Annotated in this window: 11 protein-coding genes and 3 tRNA genes; 10 read left to right on the forward strand and 4 right to left on the reverse strand. The window is 56.4% G+C overall.

The genetic code is table 11. The annotated features are described in order from the left end of the window. Nucleotides 1–100: 100 nt before the first annotated feature. Nucleotides 101–1,078, forward strand: a complete 978-nt coding sequence (gene epmA, locus ACUTQ5_RS20255) for an elongation factor P--(R)-beta-lysine ligase (protein WP_445652700.1) — start codon at nt 101–103, stop codon at nt 1,076–1,078. A 68-nt stretch (nt 1,079–1,146) separates the two neighbouring features. Here the strand turns inward: epmA and mscM are convergent, their stop codons facing one another. The 3 genes from mscM to rsgA all read right to left on the reverse strand — a co-directional run bounded on the left by mscM (nt 1,147) and on the right by rsgA (nt 6,529). Further along, nucleotides 1,147–4,494 (reverse strand): miniconductance mechanosensitive channel MscM, encoded by a 3,348-nt coding sequence (gene mscM / locus ACUTQ5_RS20260; protein ID WP_445652701.1) that lies wholly within the window; start codon nt 4,492–4,494, stop codon nt 1,147–1,149. A 13-nt stretch (nt 4,495–4,507) separates the two neighbouring features. After that, nucleotides 4,508–5,404 carry an archaetidylserine decarboxylase gene (asd, locus tag ACUTQ5_RS20265; protein ID WP_445652719.1) on the reverse strand — a complete coding sequence of 299 codons (897 nt, stop codon included), beginning with the start codon at nt 5,402–5,404 and terminating at the stop codon, nt 4,508–4,510. A gap of 75 nt (nt 5,405–5,479) precedes the next feature. Then, on the reverse strand, nt 5,480–6,529 hold the full coding sequence (gene rsgA, locus ACUTQ5_RS20270) for a small ribosomal subunit biogenesis GTPase RsgA (protein ID WP_445652702.1): 1,050 nt from the start codon (nt 6,527–6,529) through the stop codon (nt 5,480–5,482). A 183-nt stretch (nt 6,530–6,712) separates the two neighbouring features. Here rsgA and orn point away from each other — a divergent pair, with 183 nt between their 5' ends. From orn to ACUTQ5_RS20290, 4 genes are all read left to right on the forward strand, one after another. Further along, nucleotides 6,713–7,258, forward strand: coding sequence for an oligoribonuclease (gene orn, locus ACUTQ5_RS20275; RefSeq protein ID WP_445652703.1), 546 nt, complete (start codon nt 6,713–6,715; stop codon nt 7,256–7,258). Between the two features lie 205 nt (nt 7,259–7,463). Beyond that, a tRNA-Gly gene (locus tag ACUTQ5_RS20280) sits at nt 7,464–7,539 on the forward strand. Between the two features lie 63 nt (nt 7,540–7,602). Beyond that, nucleotides 7,603–7,678 (forward strand) — tRNA-Gly (locus ACUTQ5_RS20285). Between the two features lie 55 nt (nt 7,679–7,733). Next, a tRNA-Gly gene (locus tag ACUTQ5_RS20290) sits at nt 7,734–7,809 on the forward strand. Between the two features lie 298 nt (nt 7,810–8,107). Here the strand turns inward: ACUTQ5_RS20290 and queG are convergent. Next, complete coding sequence (gene queG / locus ACUTQ5_RS20295; RefSeq protein ID WP_445652704.1) at nt 8,108–9,247, reverse strand: tRNA epoxyqueuosine(34) reductase QueG; 1,140 nt, start codon at nt 9,245–9,247, stop codon at nt 8,108–8,110. On the opposite strand from queG, the gene nnr reads away from it, so the two are divergent. Genes nnr through miaA form a run of 5 tightly spaced genes read left to right on the forward strand, consistent with a single transcriptional unit; the run spans nt 9,246 to nt 15,884 of the window. Then, on the forward strand, nt 9,246–10,757 hold the full coding sequence (nnr, locus tag ACUTQ5_RS20300) for a bifunctional ADP-dependent NAD(P)H-hydrate dehydratase/NAD(P)H-hydrate epimerase (RefSeq protein ID WP_445652705.1): 1,512 nt from the start codon (nt 9,246–9,248) through the stop codon (nt 10,755–10,757). The genes queG and nnr overlap by 2 nt on opposite strands. Before the next feature lie 13 nt (nt 10,758–10,770). Then, nucleotides 10,771–11,241, forward strand: a complete 471-nt coding sequence (gene tsaE, locus ACUTQ5_RS20305) for a tRNA (adenosine(37)-N6)-threonylcarbamoyltransferase complex ATPase subunit type 1 TsaE (protein WP_012004890.1) — start codon at nt 10,771–10,773, stop codon at nt 11,239–11,241. A 7-nt stretch (nt 11,242–11,248) separates the two neighbouring features. Beyond that, nucleotides 11,249–13,051: an N-acetylmuramoyl-L-alanine amidase AmiB gene (gene amiB / locus ACUTQ5_RS20310; RefSeq protein WP_445652706.1), complete on the forward strand. Its 1,803-nt coding sequence runs from the start codon at nt 11,249–11,251 to the stop codon at nt 13,049–13,051. Between the two features lie 24 nt (nt 13,052–13,075). Further along, on the forward strand, nt 13,076–14,950 hold the full coding sequence (gene mutL / locus ACUTQ5_RS20315; RefSeq protein ID WP_445652707.1) for a DNA mismatch repair endonuclease MutL: 1,875 nt from the start codon (nt 13,076–13,078) through the stop codon (nt 14,948–14,950). Next, nucleotides 14,943–15,884, forward strand: coding sequence for a tRNA (adenosine(37)-N6)-dimethylallyltransferase MiaA (gene miaA / locus ACUTQ5_RS20320; RefSeq protein WP_445652708.1), 942 nt, complete (start codon nt 14,943–14,945; stop codon nt 15,882–15,884). The genes mutL and miaA overlap by 8 nt, the downstream gene beginning before the upstream one ends. Nucleotides 15,885–15,947: the final 63 nt, after the last annotated feature.

The following is a 15,947-nucleotide window of genomic DNA, read 5'->3' on the forward strand; positions in this document are numbered from 1 at the left end:
AGGTAATGTCGCGGTTAAAAGTCCAGGGCCTGTTAAGAATTTGTTTGCATGCCGGGATACGAGTAGACTGCATCCCCTGTTTGATTTCGGAGTAATTACCATGAGCGAAACGGCAAGCTGGCAGCCAAGTGCACCCATCGCCAATTTGTTGAAGCGCGCAGCGATCCTGACTGAGATCCGGCGTTTCTTCGCCGATCGTGGCGTATTGGAAGTTGAGACGCCAACCATGAGCCAGGCGACGGTCACCGATATCCACCTGTTCCCGTTCCAGACGCGTTTCGTCGGGCCCGGCGCGGCGGATGGCCTGACGCTGTACATGATGACCAGCCCGGAATACCACATGAAGCGCTTGCTGGCGGCGGGCAGCGGTCCGATCTATCAAATGGGGCGCAGCTTCCGTAATGAAGAAGCCGGTCGTCACCACAACCCGGAATTCACCATGCTGGAGTGGTACCGCCCGCATTACGACATGTACCGTCTGATGAATGAGGTGGACGATCTGCTGCAGCAGGTGCTGGATTGCGACAGTGCGGAAACCCTGTCCTATCAGCAGGCTTTCCTGCGCCATCTGGATATCGATCCGCTGTCAGCGGAGAAGGCACAATTGCGTGAAGCGGCGGCCAAGCTGGATCTGAGCAACATTGCCGATACAGAAGAAGATCGCGATACGCTGTTGCAGTTGCTGTTCACCGTTGGCGTGGAGCCGCACATTGGTCGTGACAAACCGGCGTTCGTTTATCACTTCCCGGCCAGTCAGGCGTCGTTGGCGGAGATCAGTACCGAGGATCACCGGGTGGCGGAGCGTTTCGAGGTTTACTTCAAGGGCATTGAGCTGGCGAATGGCTTCCGTGAGCTGACGGACAGTCGCGAACAAGGGCAGCGTTTTGCCCAGGACAACCGCAAACGTGCGGAACGCGGCTTGCCACAACATCCGATTGATAACAACCTGCTGGACGCATTGCAGCACGGCATGCCTGAATGCTCAGGTGTGGCGTTAGGGGTTGACCGCTTGGTGATGCTGGCGCTGGGTGCCGAGAGCCTGAGTGAGGTGCTGGCCTTCCCGGTCGGGCGCGCATAGCTGCTAATTCAGCGCCATTGCGATAAAAAAAGGGTTCGGCCATAGCCGAACCCTTTTTGCATTCTGCGCTACAGACTGCCCGATTCGCGTTTGGTGTTCGGCGGTGGGGTAGACGGCGGCGTACGGCCATTGCTGGTCAAGCGTGAGAGCGTCTCGCTGCGCACCTGGAACGGTGGGTATGGCAGCGTAATGCCGTGCTCGCGGTAACCGGCCAGAATCAACTGATGGATCTCGTGGCGCAGAGGCATGCGGTGGCCCATCTCGGCCGCATAGATACGCATCTCGAAGATCTGAATGCCCTGTTGCAGATCGACCAGATAGACCTCCGGCACCGGGTTGTCCAGCACCAGCGAGCAGCGCTCGGCGGCGTTGAGAAGGATCTTGGTCACTTCTTCGCTGTTGGCATCGCCCGGTGCCGGCACCGTCAACACCACACGGGTCAGGTTGTCCGACAGCGACCAGTTGACGAACTGCTCGGTGATGAACGCCTTGTTCGGCACGATGATCTCTTTGCGATCCCAGTCAGAAATAGTGGTGGCGCGAGTGTTGATCTTGGTGACGGTGCCGGTCAGGTTGCGGATCGTCACCGTATCGCCGATGCGGATCGGCTTTTCGAACAAAATGATCAAGCCGGAGATGAAGTTGGAGAAAATCTCCTGCATGCCGAAGCCCAACCCCACGCTGAGCGCGGTGACCACCCACTGCAGTTTCGACCACTCGATGCCGATCCAGGAAAAACTGAGGATAGCGCCGAATAGCAACAGCAGGTACTTGGTAATGGTGGTGATGGCATAGCCGGTGCCCGGCGTCAGATCAAGGTGCTGCAACACCGCCAGTTCCAGTAGCGCCGGCAGGTTACGGACCAACTGCATGGTGACGACCAGCACTAAAATGGCGATCAATACCGCACCCAACGTGATCGGGTGTGCCGTTTCCACCCCGTTGACCGTCGAGGTTACGTCCCACAGGGAGATGTTTTCCAGGAAGGCGAAGGCGGAATGGATCTCCGACCACAGCACGATCACCGATACCAGCGCGATCATGGTCAGGATCGAACGTACCAGCCGCAGTGACTGGGCGCTGATGGTATCGAGATCGATTTCCGAATCATCCAGATCCGTCGAGCCTTCGGTGCTGTTAGGCGTGTGTGAGCTTTCTTCTTCCCCACGTGCGCGCTGGGCCAGGATATCGGCGCGGCGTTGCTTGGCGCGGTCAAAGGCAATACGGCGGCGCTGGATCAGCATCCAGCGACGGATAATATGGTAAATCACCAGCAGGAAGAACCAGATGGCTACCGAGGTTTCCAGACGCGCCAGCAGCGCCTGTGAAGTGGTCAGGTAGCCGACGGCCGAGGCCAGTGCTGCCAGCACCGGTGCCGACAACAGCAGCCCCCACAGCGCGGTGTTGACCATGTTGTCGCCGGAGCCTTTCTTGTCCAGATACAGCGGGATGCCGGCACGTTTCAGGCTGTTGGTTACCAGGGCCAATGCCAGACACAGCAAGATAAAGCACAGCCGGCCAAGGGTGTTGGCAAATTCGCGTTCTTTCAGGCTGTCGAAGGTAATCAGCGCCATGATCAGCGGCACGATCAGCCAGATCGACATTTTGTAGTAACGCATGGCGCGTGAAACCTGCTTCACCGGCCAGCGGAAATGCACGATAAACAGCCCCTGTGGATGAGCAAAGGCGGCGCAGATCATACAAACCCACAAGATCGGCAGTGTCGCAGTGACGCCCTTGCCGATGGCTTCGGCTACCGGATAGTTCCAGGCACTTTGCAGGCCAAAACCGAGTGCCGCCCACAACACCGGCAGCGGCAGCGCCACCAGAATCGACCAGAACACGGTGCGTACCGTCAGGAAGAACTCGTCCTGGGTGACTTTGCCGACCCGGCTGCTGGCCCGGGTCAGGAAGGCGTGGTAGTGCTTGCGGGAGCTGATGCTGAAAATCACCAGCAGCAGGGCACCGAAAATCGGGATTAGCGTTTCCTGGCTGGTCACCATCATCATAAAGGCACCGCCGAGTTGCGACAGCGTATCGAGTGACAGCAACACAGTGAGATCGTGCGCCACGTTAATCGGGTAGGACAGGTTGATCGGATTAATGTCCGGCACCCAGAACAGATAACGGTGGGTGGCGTCCCGGATTTCGTTCAGGGCCTCAATTAGCTGGGTATTGGCCACTTTGAGCTTGGTCAGCTCGAGGATTTGGGTATCGCAGCCGGAAAGCAGTGAATTGAGCAGTTCGCGTTGGGTACGCAACTGGGCGTCGACGATACGCCGTTCCGCGCTGGTCAGTTCACTGCCATCGTCGCGTTTAAACTCTCGCTGTGGGAGTTTCTCCAGTTGGCTTTCAAACTGCAGTCGCTGTACGCGCAACTGAGCCATATCGCCGTCCAACTGCTGTGGCTTGGGCATTTCTGGCAGTGTCGCCACCTGGGCACGCAGGGTTTCTCCCAGTGCGGACGAGGAGCCAAGCCATTGGGCCTGTTCGATGATGGTGCTTAATGCCTGGCGCACCTGCAGCGTTTGCGCGGCGGCCCGACGTTGTTGGGATGAGATCAGATCCATGCGCTGGGCCTGATTGTTCAACGCGGCGGAAAGTTCACGGTTGATCTGTAGCTGCTGGCTGATGCTTTTTGGCAGGTCGCCGTTCTGTTCGGCCAACTGCTCGGTTTTTTCCAGTGCCAGTTCGGCTTCACGTTGCCGCTGGGCATTGAGGTTATTGCGCAGCGCCTGCAGCTGAATGTCGACTTTCTCGTGGCGCTTTTTGTAGACCTCAGCGCGCATCCGCGCCAGTTCCTGACGATTGTTGGCCGACAGCTGCGCCAGCTCGAGTTCATCAACCTTGGCTTTGCGCGCAGCGGCCTCAGTTTGTAATAACGCCAGCGCGGCCTGTGCATGTGGCGTGGTCGGGTTAGCGGGCTGTGCCTGCAGACGGCGCTGCACTTCCGTCAGCGCTCGGCGAGCATCGGTCTGCTGCTGTGGCAACTGACCGAGGGAGTCGCTGATTTCTCGCGTGCGCTCCTGTTCCTGCTGCAACAGCCGGGCCTGTTCCAGCAACAGACTGCTGGTTTGCAAAATTTGCTGCTCCAGATCGCTGGCCGGCAGGTTATCGCCATTTGGCAGGATCTTACTGTCTTCAATTACCAATTGACGGCGCAGTTCCTGCGTCATCTTTGGAAAATCGTCGATCACCCGCTGATACTGTTCAACACGCGTCAGCGACTCTTTGCGTTCCGATAACCAGTTGAGGGCGCTTTGCAGCGCCTCAGTGGTTTCCGCCTGATTAGGCACGTTTTTGTTGCCTTCCGCCTGCTTCAACTCTTGTTTGAGCTGTGTTTCGGTAGGCACCGTGGCGGCCAGCACCGGTTGAGACAGTAAACAACCGAGCAATAGCGTGATAATCAGGCGCACAGTATCAATTCCCTTAGATCTGCGTTGTTTCAGCGGCGGCAGGTGTCGCCGGGATTTCTGCGAAGGCTTCGCCCATACGGGTCACGGTGCCGTTGTTCAATTGCGGGGCAAACTGCACGCTGCCTGGGGCAAACAGGTTGATGACCGTCGAGCCAAGCTTGAAGCGGCCCATTTCTGCCCCTTTCTCCAGTGCGATAGCGCCTTCAGCGCCTTCTGCCGGGTAGGTCCAGCGCTTGATAATGCCTTCGCGCGGTGGTGTAACGGTGCCGGCCCAGACGGTTTCGATGCTGCCGACGATGGTGGCACCCACCAGGATCTGCGCCATAGGTCCGATCGCGGTATCGAATACGCAGATCACACGCTCATTGCGGGCAAACAGGTTTGGTACGTTGGCTGCGGTCAGTGGGTTGACAGAAAACAGGTCGCCCGGAACATAAATCATTTCGCGCAGTACGCCATCACACGGCATATGCACACGGTGATAGTCACGAGGTGCCAGGTAAGTGGTGGCGAACAGACCGTTGCGGAACGGCTCAGCCAGTATGTAGTTGCCGGCCAGCAGCGCCTCCAGGCTGTAGTAATGGCCTTTAGCCTGGAAAATTTGGTCGTCGTTGATCGGGCCGAGTTGGCTTATCGCGCCATCTGCGGGCAGCGCCAGCCAATGGGGGCCGTCGACGATCGGACGTGCGCCGTCACGCAGTGGCCGTACAAAGAAATCGTTGAAGGTCGCATAAGAGGTCAGGTCAGGATTTTGTGCTTCCTGCATATCCACGCGGTAATAGCGGGCGAAGCCCTTCACCACTAGCTGGGTCAGCCAGCCGGCTTGTTTATCTGCGCCCCAGCCTGCCAGGCGGGTCAGCGCCAACTTGGGTAACCAATACTGCAATTTAATTTTGATGCTATCCAGCACATTAACCTCGTGAATCGGGGTAAAGGGCGCGCATTGTAACCATGGCTCCGCCATAGTCAACGCCGCCCGGTATTATCAGCCTGCGGCGTCGGTGAAGTTCTTGCGAACCTTCACGGAGGCCATGCTTTCCAGAATACGATGGTAGTTTTCAAAACGCTCTTTGGCGATATCGCCTTTCTCCATCGCCCCGCGGATGGCGCAGCCTGGGTCGGTGTCGTGGCTGCAGTCGCGGAATTTGCAACCGCCCAAATAGTCACGGAATTCGACATAGGCTTGAGTCACTTGTTCCGGCTCCAGATGCCACAGACCAAACTCACGCACACCCGGTGAATCGATCACATCGCCGCCGTGTTGGAAATGGTACAGCCGCGCAGCGGTGGTGGTATGTTGCCCGAGGCCAGAGACATCGGAAACCTGATTTACCAGAATTTGCGTATCGCTTGGCGGCAACAGGGCATTCAGCAGGCTGGATTTGCCCACCCCGGACTGGCCGGCAAAGATACTGATACGATCGACCAGCGCCTGTTCAAACGCCTCCATCCCTTCACGCGTCTGGCTGGAGACTTCCAGCACCCGGTAACCGATATGGCGGTAGATATCCATCATCCCGTCGACGGTCTTGCGTGCTTCTGCATCCAGCAAGTCGATTTTGTTCAGTACGATCAGCGGCTCGACTTCCAGCGTTTCACAGGCCACCAGATAGCGGTCGATCATATTCAGCGACAGCTCTGGCAGGATCGCGGAAACGATGACGATCTGATCGATATTGGCGGCGATGGGCTTCACGCCGTCGTAGATATCGGGGCGGTTCAGTACGGAAGTGCGTTCATGCACGGCCTCTACAATACCTTTCACCCCAGCATGGGTGCCGACACCAGGGCGCCATACCACACGATCGCCGGTCACCAGCGAACGTAACGTACGGCGGATATTACAGCGGTGCTGAGTGCCATCCGCTGCTTCAACGTCGGCGTGCATGCCGAAACGACTGATGACGATGCCGTCCTGCGGCTCACCCAGTTGGGAATCATCCAGTTCCGGTTTATTGTCAGTGCGCTTCAGGCGACGTTGATGGTTCGCTTGCACGCGGCGTTCTTGACCTTTGGACAGTTTGTTCTTGCTCACTGCGCCTCACTTGAATCCGCTTTATCGCTCATGGCGACCAAAAAGACTATGATACACGCTATTTTATATTAAATAACCGTTGTTAGCCGCCACGCGCAGCCTACTACCGTCGGTAAACAGCCAGTGTCGCTCGCCGCCTTGCCTATAGTTTGTTTATCTTTTGGCTTTTACGCAGGAAATATCATGACAGGAAACGAAAATAACCTGATTTGGATCGATCTGGAGATGACAGGATTGGATCCTGAACGCGATCGCATTATCGAGATCGCAACACTGGTCACCGACGCTAATCTGAACATACTTGCGGAAGGGCCGACGATCGCCGTACATCAATCCGATGAACAGCTTGGTTTGATGGATGACTGGAACGTGCGTACTCATACCGGCAGCGGGCTAGTGGAACGCGTGAAGGCCAGTCAGTACGACGACCATGCCGCCGAGTTGGCCACTATCGCCTTTTTGCAACAGTGGGTACCGGCGGGCAAATCACCGATCTGCGGCAACAGTGTAGGCCAGGACCGCCGCTTCCTGTTCCGCTATATGCCGGAACTGGAAGCCTACTTCCATTACCGCTATCTGGATGTCAGCACTTTGAAGGAGTTGGCGCGTCGTTGGAAGCCGGAAATCCTAAGCGGTTTTAAAAAGCAGGGTACTCATCAGGCTATGGATGATATCCGTGAGTCAGTAGGTGAATTGGCCTATTACCGTGAGCATTTCATCCAGCTATAATGGATGCCAGGCCCCTGAACAGGGGGCCTGATTACCGCAAGTGGCCAATCCCGCCGCTTAATTAACCAGTTTGGCGCTTTAATCGGCAAACAAACAAAAAACGCGTTTTTTTGCTTTCAGGGGCTTGCGGCAGAAAGGATTTCTCGTATAATGCGCACCCCGTACCGATGAAGAATTTCGTTTAGTTCCGACATCGTTACGCCGGGCGGGAATAGCTCAGTTGGTAGAGCACGACCTTGCCAAGGTCGGGGTCGCGAGTTCGAGTCTCGTTTCCCGCTCCAAATTCAGCAATGCTGCTTAGGTGGCGTGATGAATAAAAAAGTAACAAGTAGTACCCATGCGACGCGGGAATAGCTCAGTTGGTAGAGCACGACCTTGCCAAGGTCGGGGTCGCGAGTTCGAGTCTCGTTTCCCGCTCCAAAAAATTCAAAGGCCATGTTGTTGTTTGATGGCCGGATGCCCAAAGCATCTCAATGCGGGAATAGCTCAGTTGGTAGAGCACGACCTTGCCAAGGTCGGGGTCGCGAGTTCGAGTCTCGTTTCCCGCTCCAATTTTATCTTCGTTTTAACTCAGTCCAACGCCTTTACCGGCGCGGCTTCATGTCTTGTTGTACATACCCTGTCGAAATGTTGTGAACAGACTTATCCACAGGTAGCGTACATAATACCCTCAGCTCAAAAAATCAACGCCACATAAATGAAATCTTTATGTATTTGATTTATAAAGATATTTATTTATCGGAAAACGTTATGCCGATCACTTGCTCTTTTTGTTGCAGTTGAAAGACAAAGCATTTTTATTTTTATGCACAAATCCACAGAGTGACTATTGGACCTGAACGCAAGGTTTTAGGCATCCCTCGGTAATCCTTTTTCCACAGCCCGTATCAATCGTTTTTTCTGCGTTGTCTGTACTTCTATCCCTTGCTCCTCACGCCGCCCCAATTGCTGTTCCAGCGCCCAGTGGATATGTTCATCCAGCATTGCGTCCTGTTCCAGCCGGGAGCGCAGCGCCATCACTATGGCATCCTGATAGGGAGCATTACCCAACGCCACGGCAATATTACGCAACCAACGCAAATGGCCGATGCGCCGGATGGCAGAACCTTCAGTGACGCGCAGGAATTTCTCTTCCGTCCAATCGAACAGTTCAATCAGTTGCGGTGCATGTAGTGCGGCACGCGGGCTGAAATCATCTTCGTCAGTGAGCTGCGAGAAGCGGTTCCAGGGGCAGATAAGCTGGCAATCATCACAGCCGTAGATACGGTTGCCTAACAATGGCCGAAATTCTTCAGGAATGGCACCTTCCAGCTCGATGGTGAGATAGGAAATGCAGCGCCGGGCGTCCACGGTATAGGGTGCGACGATGGCTCCGGTCGGGCAAGTGGTGATACAGGCGACGCAGCGACCGCATTGTTCTTGTTGCGGCTTATCTACCGGCAAGGGCAGATCGATCAGCAGTTCGCCAAGAAAGAACCAGGAACCGGCTTCGCGATTGAGAATGAGTGAGTGTTTACCAACCCAGCCAATCCCGGCCTTGGAGGCCAATGCGCGTTCCATCACCGGCGCGGAGTCGACAAAAGGGCGGAAATTCAGTTCGCCGCAGTAGGCCTGGATTTGGTCGCCGAGCTTTTTCAGCCGTTGGCGCAGCAGTTTGTGATAATCACGTCCCAACGCATAGCGGCTGACATAGCCCAACTCTGGGTTCTGCAACGTGCTGGCAAAGGCCGCTTTGGCCGGCAGATAGTTCATGCGCACGCTGATCACCCGCAGGGTGCCGGGCAGTAGCTCATGAGGCCGGGCGCGCAGCATACCGTGGCGTGCCATCCACTCCATTTCGCCGTGATATTGTTTGTCCAGCCAGGCCTGCAGTTTAGGCTCTTCCGCGCTGAGATCGGTGTCGCAGATGCCTACCTGCTGGAATCCTAGCGATTGGCCCCATTGCTTGATATGTTGGGCGAGTTGATTGAGATCGAGGGGGTGAGTCATGACGGGCCACAGTGAAAAACAATACTCCGACAGTTTATCACACTCTGTCTGGTCTGCAGACTGGATCCGGCGGGCTGAAGCCAGCGCCGCTGCCTCGCAAGGCATTTCACTCTACCAACTGATGCAACGTGCCGGTGAGGCAGCTTACACCCTGGCATGCGACCAATACCCGGCGGCTCACCACTGGCTGGTGCTGTGCGGCCATGGCAACAATGGCGGTGACGGTTATGTGGTCGCCCGACTGGCAGCGGCGGCCGGCGTTAAGGTCAGTCTGATCGCCTGCGAAGGCACACGGGCACTGCCGCCAGAGGCTGAAGAAGCGCGACAGGCCTGGTTGGCCGCCGGGGGTGAAATTCATCCGGCTGACAGTCGTTGGCCGGAAGATATTGATCTGATAATCGACGGCTTGCTTGGAACCGGGCTGAGTAACGCCCCGCGCGCGCCATACAATGCGCTGATTGAAGCCACGAACCGCAACTGCGCACCGGTTATCGCACTCGATATACCCTCGGGCTTGCTGGCTGAAAGCGGTGCTGTGCCTGGCGTGGCGATCCGCGCTACGCACACCATGACGTTTATTGCCCTCAAACCGGGCTTGTTGACCGGTCAGGCCCGTGATTGGGTCGGGCAACTTCACCAGAGTACGCTAGGATTATCGGGTTGGTTGGCGAAGCAACCGGCACAGATTCAGCGGCTTACTGCCGAGTCCCTGCCTCTGTGGCTGAAACCGCGTCGTCCCTGCTCGCATAAAGGTGAACAAGGGCGTTTGTTGGTGGTTGGCGGCGATCATGGTTTTGGCGGGGCGATACGCATGGCGGCAGAAGCGGCACTACGCAGCGGTGCTGGATTGGTGCGAGTACTTACTCACATTGAACATGTGGGGCCGTTATTGACCGCCAGACCCGAACTGATGGTACAGCCTTTAAGTGACGAAGCACTGCAGCAGGCGCTCGACTGGGCAGATGTCCTGGTGGTGGGGCCGGGGCTGGGCCAGGGCGAATGGGGTAGGAATGCGCTGAAAGTATTGCAAGCCAGTGATAAACCGGCGTTATGGGACGCGGATGCGTTGAACTTGCTGGCATTAAATCCCGAGAAGCGTCAGAATCGAGTGATTACCCCGCATCCTGGGGAGGCGGCACGCCTGATGGGGTGCCGTATCGCTGAGATTGAGAGTGATCGCTTACTTGCAGCGCGTAATCTGGCGGCGCAATACGGTGGCGTAGCCGTGCTGAAAGGTGCAGGCACGCTGATTGCCGACCAGTTCGGCCAGATGGCGATCGCCGACGTCGGCAATGCTGGCATGGCCTCCGGCGGAATGGGCGATGTTCTGTCGGGTATCATCGGCGGTTTGCTGGGGCAAAAGCTCTCGCTGTATGATGCAGCCTGTGCTGGATGTGTGGCGCATGGCGCAGCCGCCGATCGCGTGGCGGCAAGACAAGGAATCAGGGGGATGTTGGCAAGCGACTTACTGCCGGAAATTCCTTATTACGTTAATCCTGAGTTGGCATAATAGAAACTATCGAATGAAAGAACTCGTTTTACCTCTGCCGGATGAGGCAGCGACTGTCGCATTGGGTGCCGTCTTGGCTAAGGCGTGCGATCGTGCCAGCGTAATTTACCTTTACGGTGACCTGGGTGCCGGTAAAACCACCTTCAGCCGTGGTTTCCTGCAGGCATTGGGTCATCAGGGCAATGTTAAAAGCCCCACTTACACGCTGGTAGAGCCTTATGCGCTGCAACCGCTGGCGGTATACCATTTTGATCTGTACCGCCTGGCCGATCCGGAAGAACTCGAATTTATGGGCATTCGCGATTATTTTGCGCAGGATGCTATTTGCCTGGTGGAATGGCCGCAGCAGGGCACGGGCGTATTGCCGGAGCCGGATCTGGAGCTGCATCTCAGCTATCAGGATCAGGGACGAGAAGCAAAAATTCAGGCGGTTTCTGCCTATGGCAGCCAGCTTTTAGACCGTATTCACGGGCCACAGGAATGACGCCGCAATGACGTATGCGTTGAGAAAACTATTCGTAATCGCCCTGATCGCCGTATTGGGGCCTTTGGGTGCGGCCAGTACGCTGGCCGCATCAAAGCTGTCTGATATTAAAGTCACCAATGCCCAACGCGAAGCCACCGTCTCGGTGAGTTTCAACGGCCCGCCGGATTATGCCTTTTTCCCACTGCATGGCCCGGACCGCGTGGTGCTGGATGTTAACCAGAAAGGCAAGGTCGGTGGTCTGCCGCTGAATTTTAGCGGTCAAAACCTGGTGAAAAGCATCCGCTCCAGTACGCCGAAAGATGCCCAGAGCGTGCGGCTGGTGTTTGACCTGACCCAGCGTTCGAAGATCCGGGTTGCCACACGCCAAAGCGGCAGTATCTATACCGTGGTGTTTACCATTGCCGCAGAGGTCAGTGCTAATACCAACATAGTGCGTAAAGCTCCGGTATCGGTGCCTGCGCCGGTCGCCGTGAGCCAGCCAACGCGTAAAGCGCCGGTCGTGGTGAGTGAGCCTGATGAGCCTGCACCGGTGCGTAAAGCACCAAGCGGTTCTAATCCGTTCAGCAACAAGAAAACCGTAGTTGCGGGGACCGCATCGGAAATTACGCCGCGTAGCAGCCGCGTCTCCGCAGGTTCCGGCGATCGGGTGGTGGTAGCCATTGACGCCGGTCACGGCGGGCAGGATCCAGGCGCTATCGGCCCGAACGGCCTGAAAGAGAAGAATGTCACTATTGCTATTGCTCGTCGCTTACAGGCGTTACTGGATGCCGATCCTCAGTTCAAACCGGTCTTAACGCGCAATGGTGACTACTTCATCTCGGTGATGGGACGTTCCGACGTAGCGCGCAAACAGGGCGCCAACGTGCTGATCTCCATTCACGCCGATGCCGCGCCAAACCGCAGTGCCAATGGGGCCTCGGTTTGGGTTCTGTCCAACCGCCGGGCCAACAGTGAAATGGCAGGCTGGCTGGAGCAGCATGAGAAACAGTCGGAATTGCTGGGCGGAGCGGGCGATTTGCTGGCCAACAGCCAGGCGGATCCTTACCTGAGCCAGGCGGTGCTGGATCTGCAGTTCGGTCACTCGCAACGTGTAGGTTACGATGTGGCGGTCAAAGTCTTGCAGCAGTTGCAGAGCGTCGGTTCATTGCATAAACGTCGTCCGGAACACGCCAGCCTTGGTGTGCTGCGTTCGCCGGATATTCCATCATTGCTAGTGGAAACAGGATTTATCAGTAATAGCACGGAGGAGCGGCTGCTCGGCAGTAGCGCGTATCAGGAAAAAATTGCCAGGGCGATCCACAACGGCCTGCGTAGTTATTTCCTGGCGCATCCGCTACAAGCCGACCCAAAGGTGGAAAACCGACCGCTGGACGTCGCAGCGGCGGTTAACTCCTCAACACCAGACGTCAGCCAGCCTGCACCGGTCGTCAGTTCGGCCGGCAGCAGCCGTATTAGCGGTAAAACGCAGATTCACGTAGTGAAGCGGGCGGAAACGCTCTCCGGTATTGCCGACAGCTATGGCACGACCATGGCGGCGTTGCGTGACCTGAACAAGCTGAAGAAGGATGGCGTGTGGGTCGGCCAACGCCTCAAGGTACCGGCGGGTAAATCCGCCGCTACTGTCAACACGGTCGCCAAGGCGAAACCCCGCGTGAAGAAGCCGTCAAAGCATAAAGTGGCCCGCGGTGATACTTTGACATCTATTGCCAGCCGTTATGGCGTCAGCGTCAGCGACCTGAAACGCGTGAATAAACTGAAGTCGGACGTTGCGCCGCTGGATCGGACGCTGACCATTCCGCAGGCCTAGCGCCCACACATTACAGGAGTCAGCATGCCTATCCAGGTACTACCGCCCCAGCTTGCCAATCAGATTGCCGCCGGTGAAGTAGTCGAGCGACCCGCGTCTGTGGTCAAGGAACTGGTGGAAAACAGTCTGGATGCCGGGGCGACGCGTATTGATATTGATATCGAGCGCGGTGGTGCCAAGTTGATCCGCATCCGTGATAACGGCAGTGGTATTGGCAAGGACGACCTGGCTCTGGCGTTGGCCCGTCATGCCACCAGTAAAATCAGTACGCTCGACGATTTGGAAGCCATTGTCAGCCTCGGCTTTCGCGGTGAGGCGTTGGCCAGTATCAGCTCGGTTTCTCGCTTAACCCTCACTTCACGCACCGCAGAACAAAACGAAGCCTGGCAGGCTTATGCCGAAGGTCGCGATCAGGCGGTGACGCTCAAGCCGGCGGCACACCCGACAGGCAGTACGCTGGAAGTGCTGGATCTGTTCTACAACACCCCGGCGCGGCGCAAATTTATGCGCACCGAGAAAACCGAATTCGGTCATATCGATGAAGTGGTTCGACGTATTGCACTGGCGCGTTTCGATGTGGCGATCAATCTTAGTCACAATGGCAAGCTGATGCGCCAATATCGCGCAGCGAAAGACGAGAGCCAGTATGAGCGCCGCCTGGGCAGTATTTGCGGTCCGGCCTTTTTGCAGCATGCGCTGAATATTTCTTGGCAGCACGGTGATCTGACCATCCGCGGTTGGGTGGCCGATCCTGCCGGTGCCCGGCAACTGGGCGAAATGCAGTATTGCTACGTCAACAGCCGCATGATGCGCGATCGTTTGATTAATCACGCTATCCGCCAGGCTTATCAGGATCAACTGAAAGACGACCAGCAGCCTGCCTATGTGCTGTATCTGGAGGTAGACCCGCATCAGGTGGATGTGAATGTACACCCGGCCAAGCACGAGGTACGTTTCCATCAGGCTCGGCTGGTGCACGACTTTATCTATCAGGCGGTAACCACCGTGTTGCAGCAGGTCGGCCATGCGCCGCTGCCGTTGACCGATGAAACCGAGCTGCCGCAGGCTCCGGTCTGGCAGCAAGAAAACCGCGTCGCCGCTGGCGGCAATCATTTTTCGCAGCCTGCACCGCGCCGAGAAACCGCATCAACCGAGCCTGCCGTCGCGCGTGAACGTGCGCCGCAACCGGCTTATCATTCGGGTAGTGGCTACCAGAAGCGGGAAGGTGAACTGTACGGTAAGCTGTTGCAGGCCACGCCAGTGGCTGAGCCACGACAAGAAGCGCCGAAGCAACCGCTGTTTCCGCCGGTAAAAACCGAGCCGGAAACACCACTGGCCGGTAGTCAGCACGGTTTTGGCCGTGTGCTGATGATCTACCCGCCGTGTTATGCGCTGATTGAAAACCGTCAACAGTTAATGTTGCTTAACCTGCCGGTGGCCGAACGCTGGTTACGTCAGGCGCAACTCAATCCTTCGCAAGAAGGCTTGCGGCCACAACCGCTGCTGATACCAATCAAGCTGACGTTGAACAAACAAGAAGCGGCTGCCTGCATACATCATCAGCCGCTATTGGTAACCATGGGTCTGGATCTGCAAGTTGATCACGGGCGTGTGACGCTGCGCGCAGTACCTTTACCATTACGCCAACAAAATTTACAAAAACTGATACCCGAACTGTTAGGCTATCTGGCCGAGAATCAGGAGATGTCGCCCGCGGTATTGGCCACCTGGTTTGCCCGCCATTTAGGTAGCGAGCATGAACAGTGGAACACCTCACAAGCGATACAATTGCTGACCGACGTTGAACGACTTTGCCCGAAACTGGTCAAATCACCACCCAGCGGACTTTTACAACCTGTTGATTTACAGGCTGCACTGACAGCACTTAGGCATGATTGAAACTGAAATGACACCACGTCCCCCGGCTATTTTTATCATGGGGCCGACCGCCTCGGGCAAAACCGCATTGGCGATCGCGCTGCGTGAACGCCTGCCTGTGGAATTGATCAGCGTGGATTCCGCGCTGATTTATCGCGGTATGGATATCGGCACGGCCAAACCGAGCGCTGAAGAACTGGCGCAGGCACCGCATCGGCTGATTGATATTCGTGACCCTGCCGAAGTCTACTCAGCAGCGGACTTTCGCACCGACGCACTGAAAGAGATGGCCGCCATTAGCGCCGCCGGGCGTATCCCGCTGCTGGTGGGGGGCACCATGCTTTATTTCAAGGCGTTGCTGGAAGGTTTATCGCCGTTGCCACCTGCCGATCCTGTGGTGCGCGAGCGCATCGAACAGCAGGCGGCGGAGCAGGGTTGGGACGTTTTACACCGTCAGTTGCAAGAGATTGATCCGGTTGCGGCATTGAGAATTCATCCGAATGATCCGCAGAGACTGTCCAGAGCACTGGAAGTTTTTTTTATTTCGGGTAAAACTTTAACGGAACTGACTAAAATTTCGGGTGAATCGTTGCCGTATCATGTGCACCAGTTTGCGATAGCGCCGACCAGCCGTGAGTTGATCCATCAACGCATAGAGCTGCGGTACCATCAAATGTTGGCGGCAGGTTTTGAGACGGAAGCGCGTGCACTTTTTGCTCGGGGTGATTTGCATACGGATTTGCCTTCCATTCGCTGTGTCGGTTATCGCCAGATGTGGTCATATTTGTCTGGCGAGATTAGTTACGATGAGATGGTTTATCGTGGTATTTGCGCAACGCGTCAATTGGCCAAGCGCCAAATGACCTGGTTACGAGGCTGGGACTCGGTACATTGGCTGGACAGCGAGAAGCCGGGAGAGGCTTTGGACTCGGTAATACAGGTTGTTAGTGCATAGGTTGAGTGATTGTGTACAATTGATGAGTATTCAGCGCGCAAATTTTTTAGGTCGTTTATTTTA

The organism is Serratia sp. NA_112.1 (assembly GCF_052691715.1).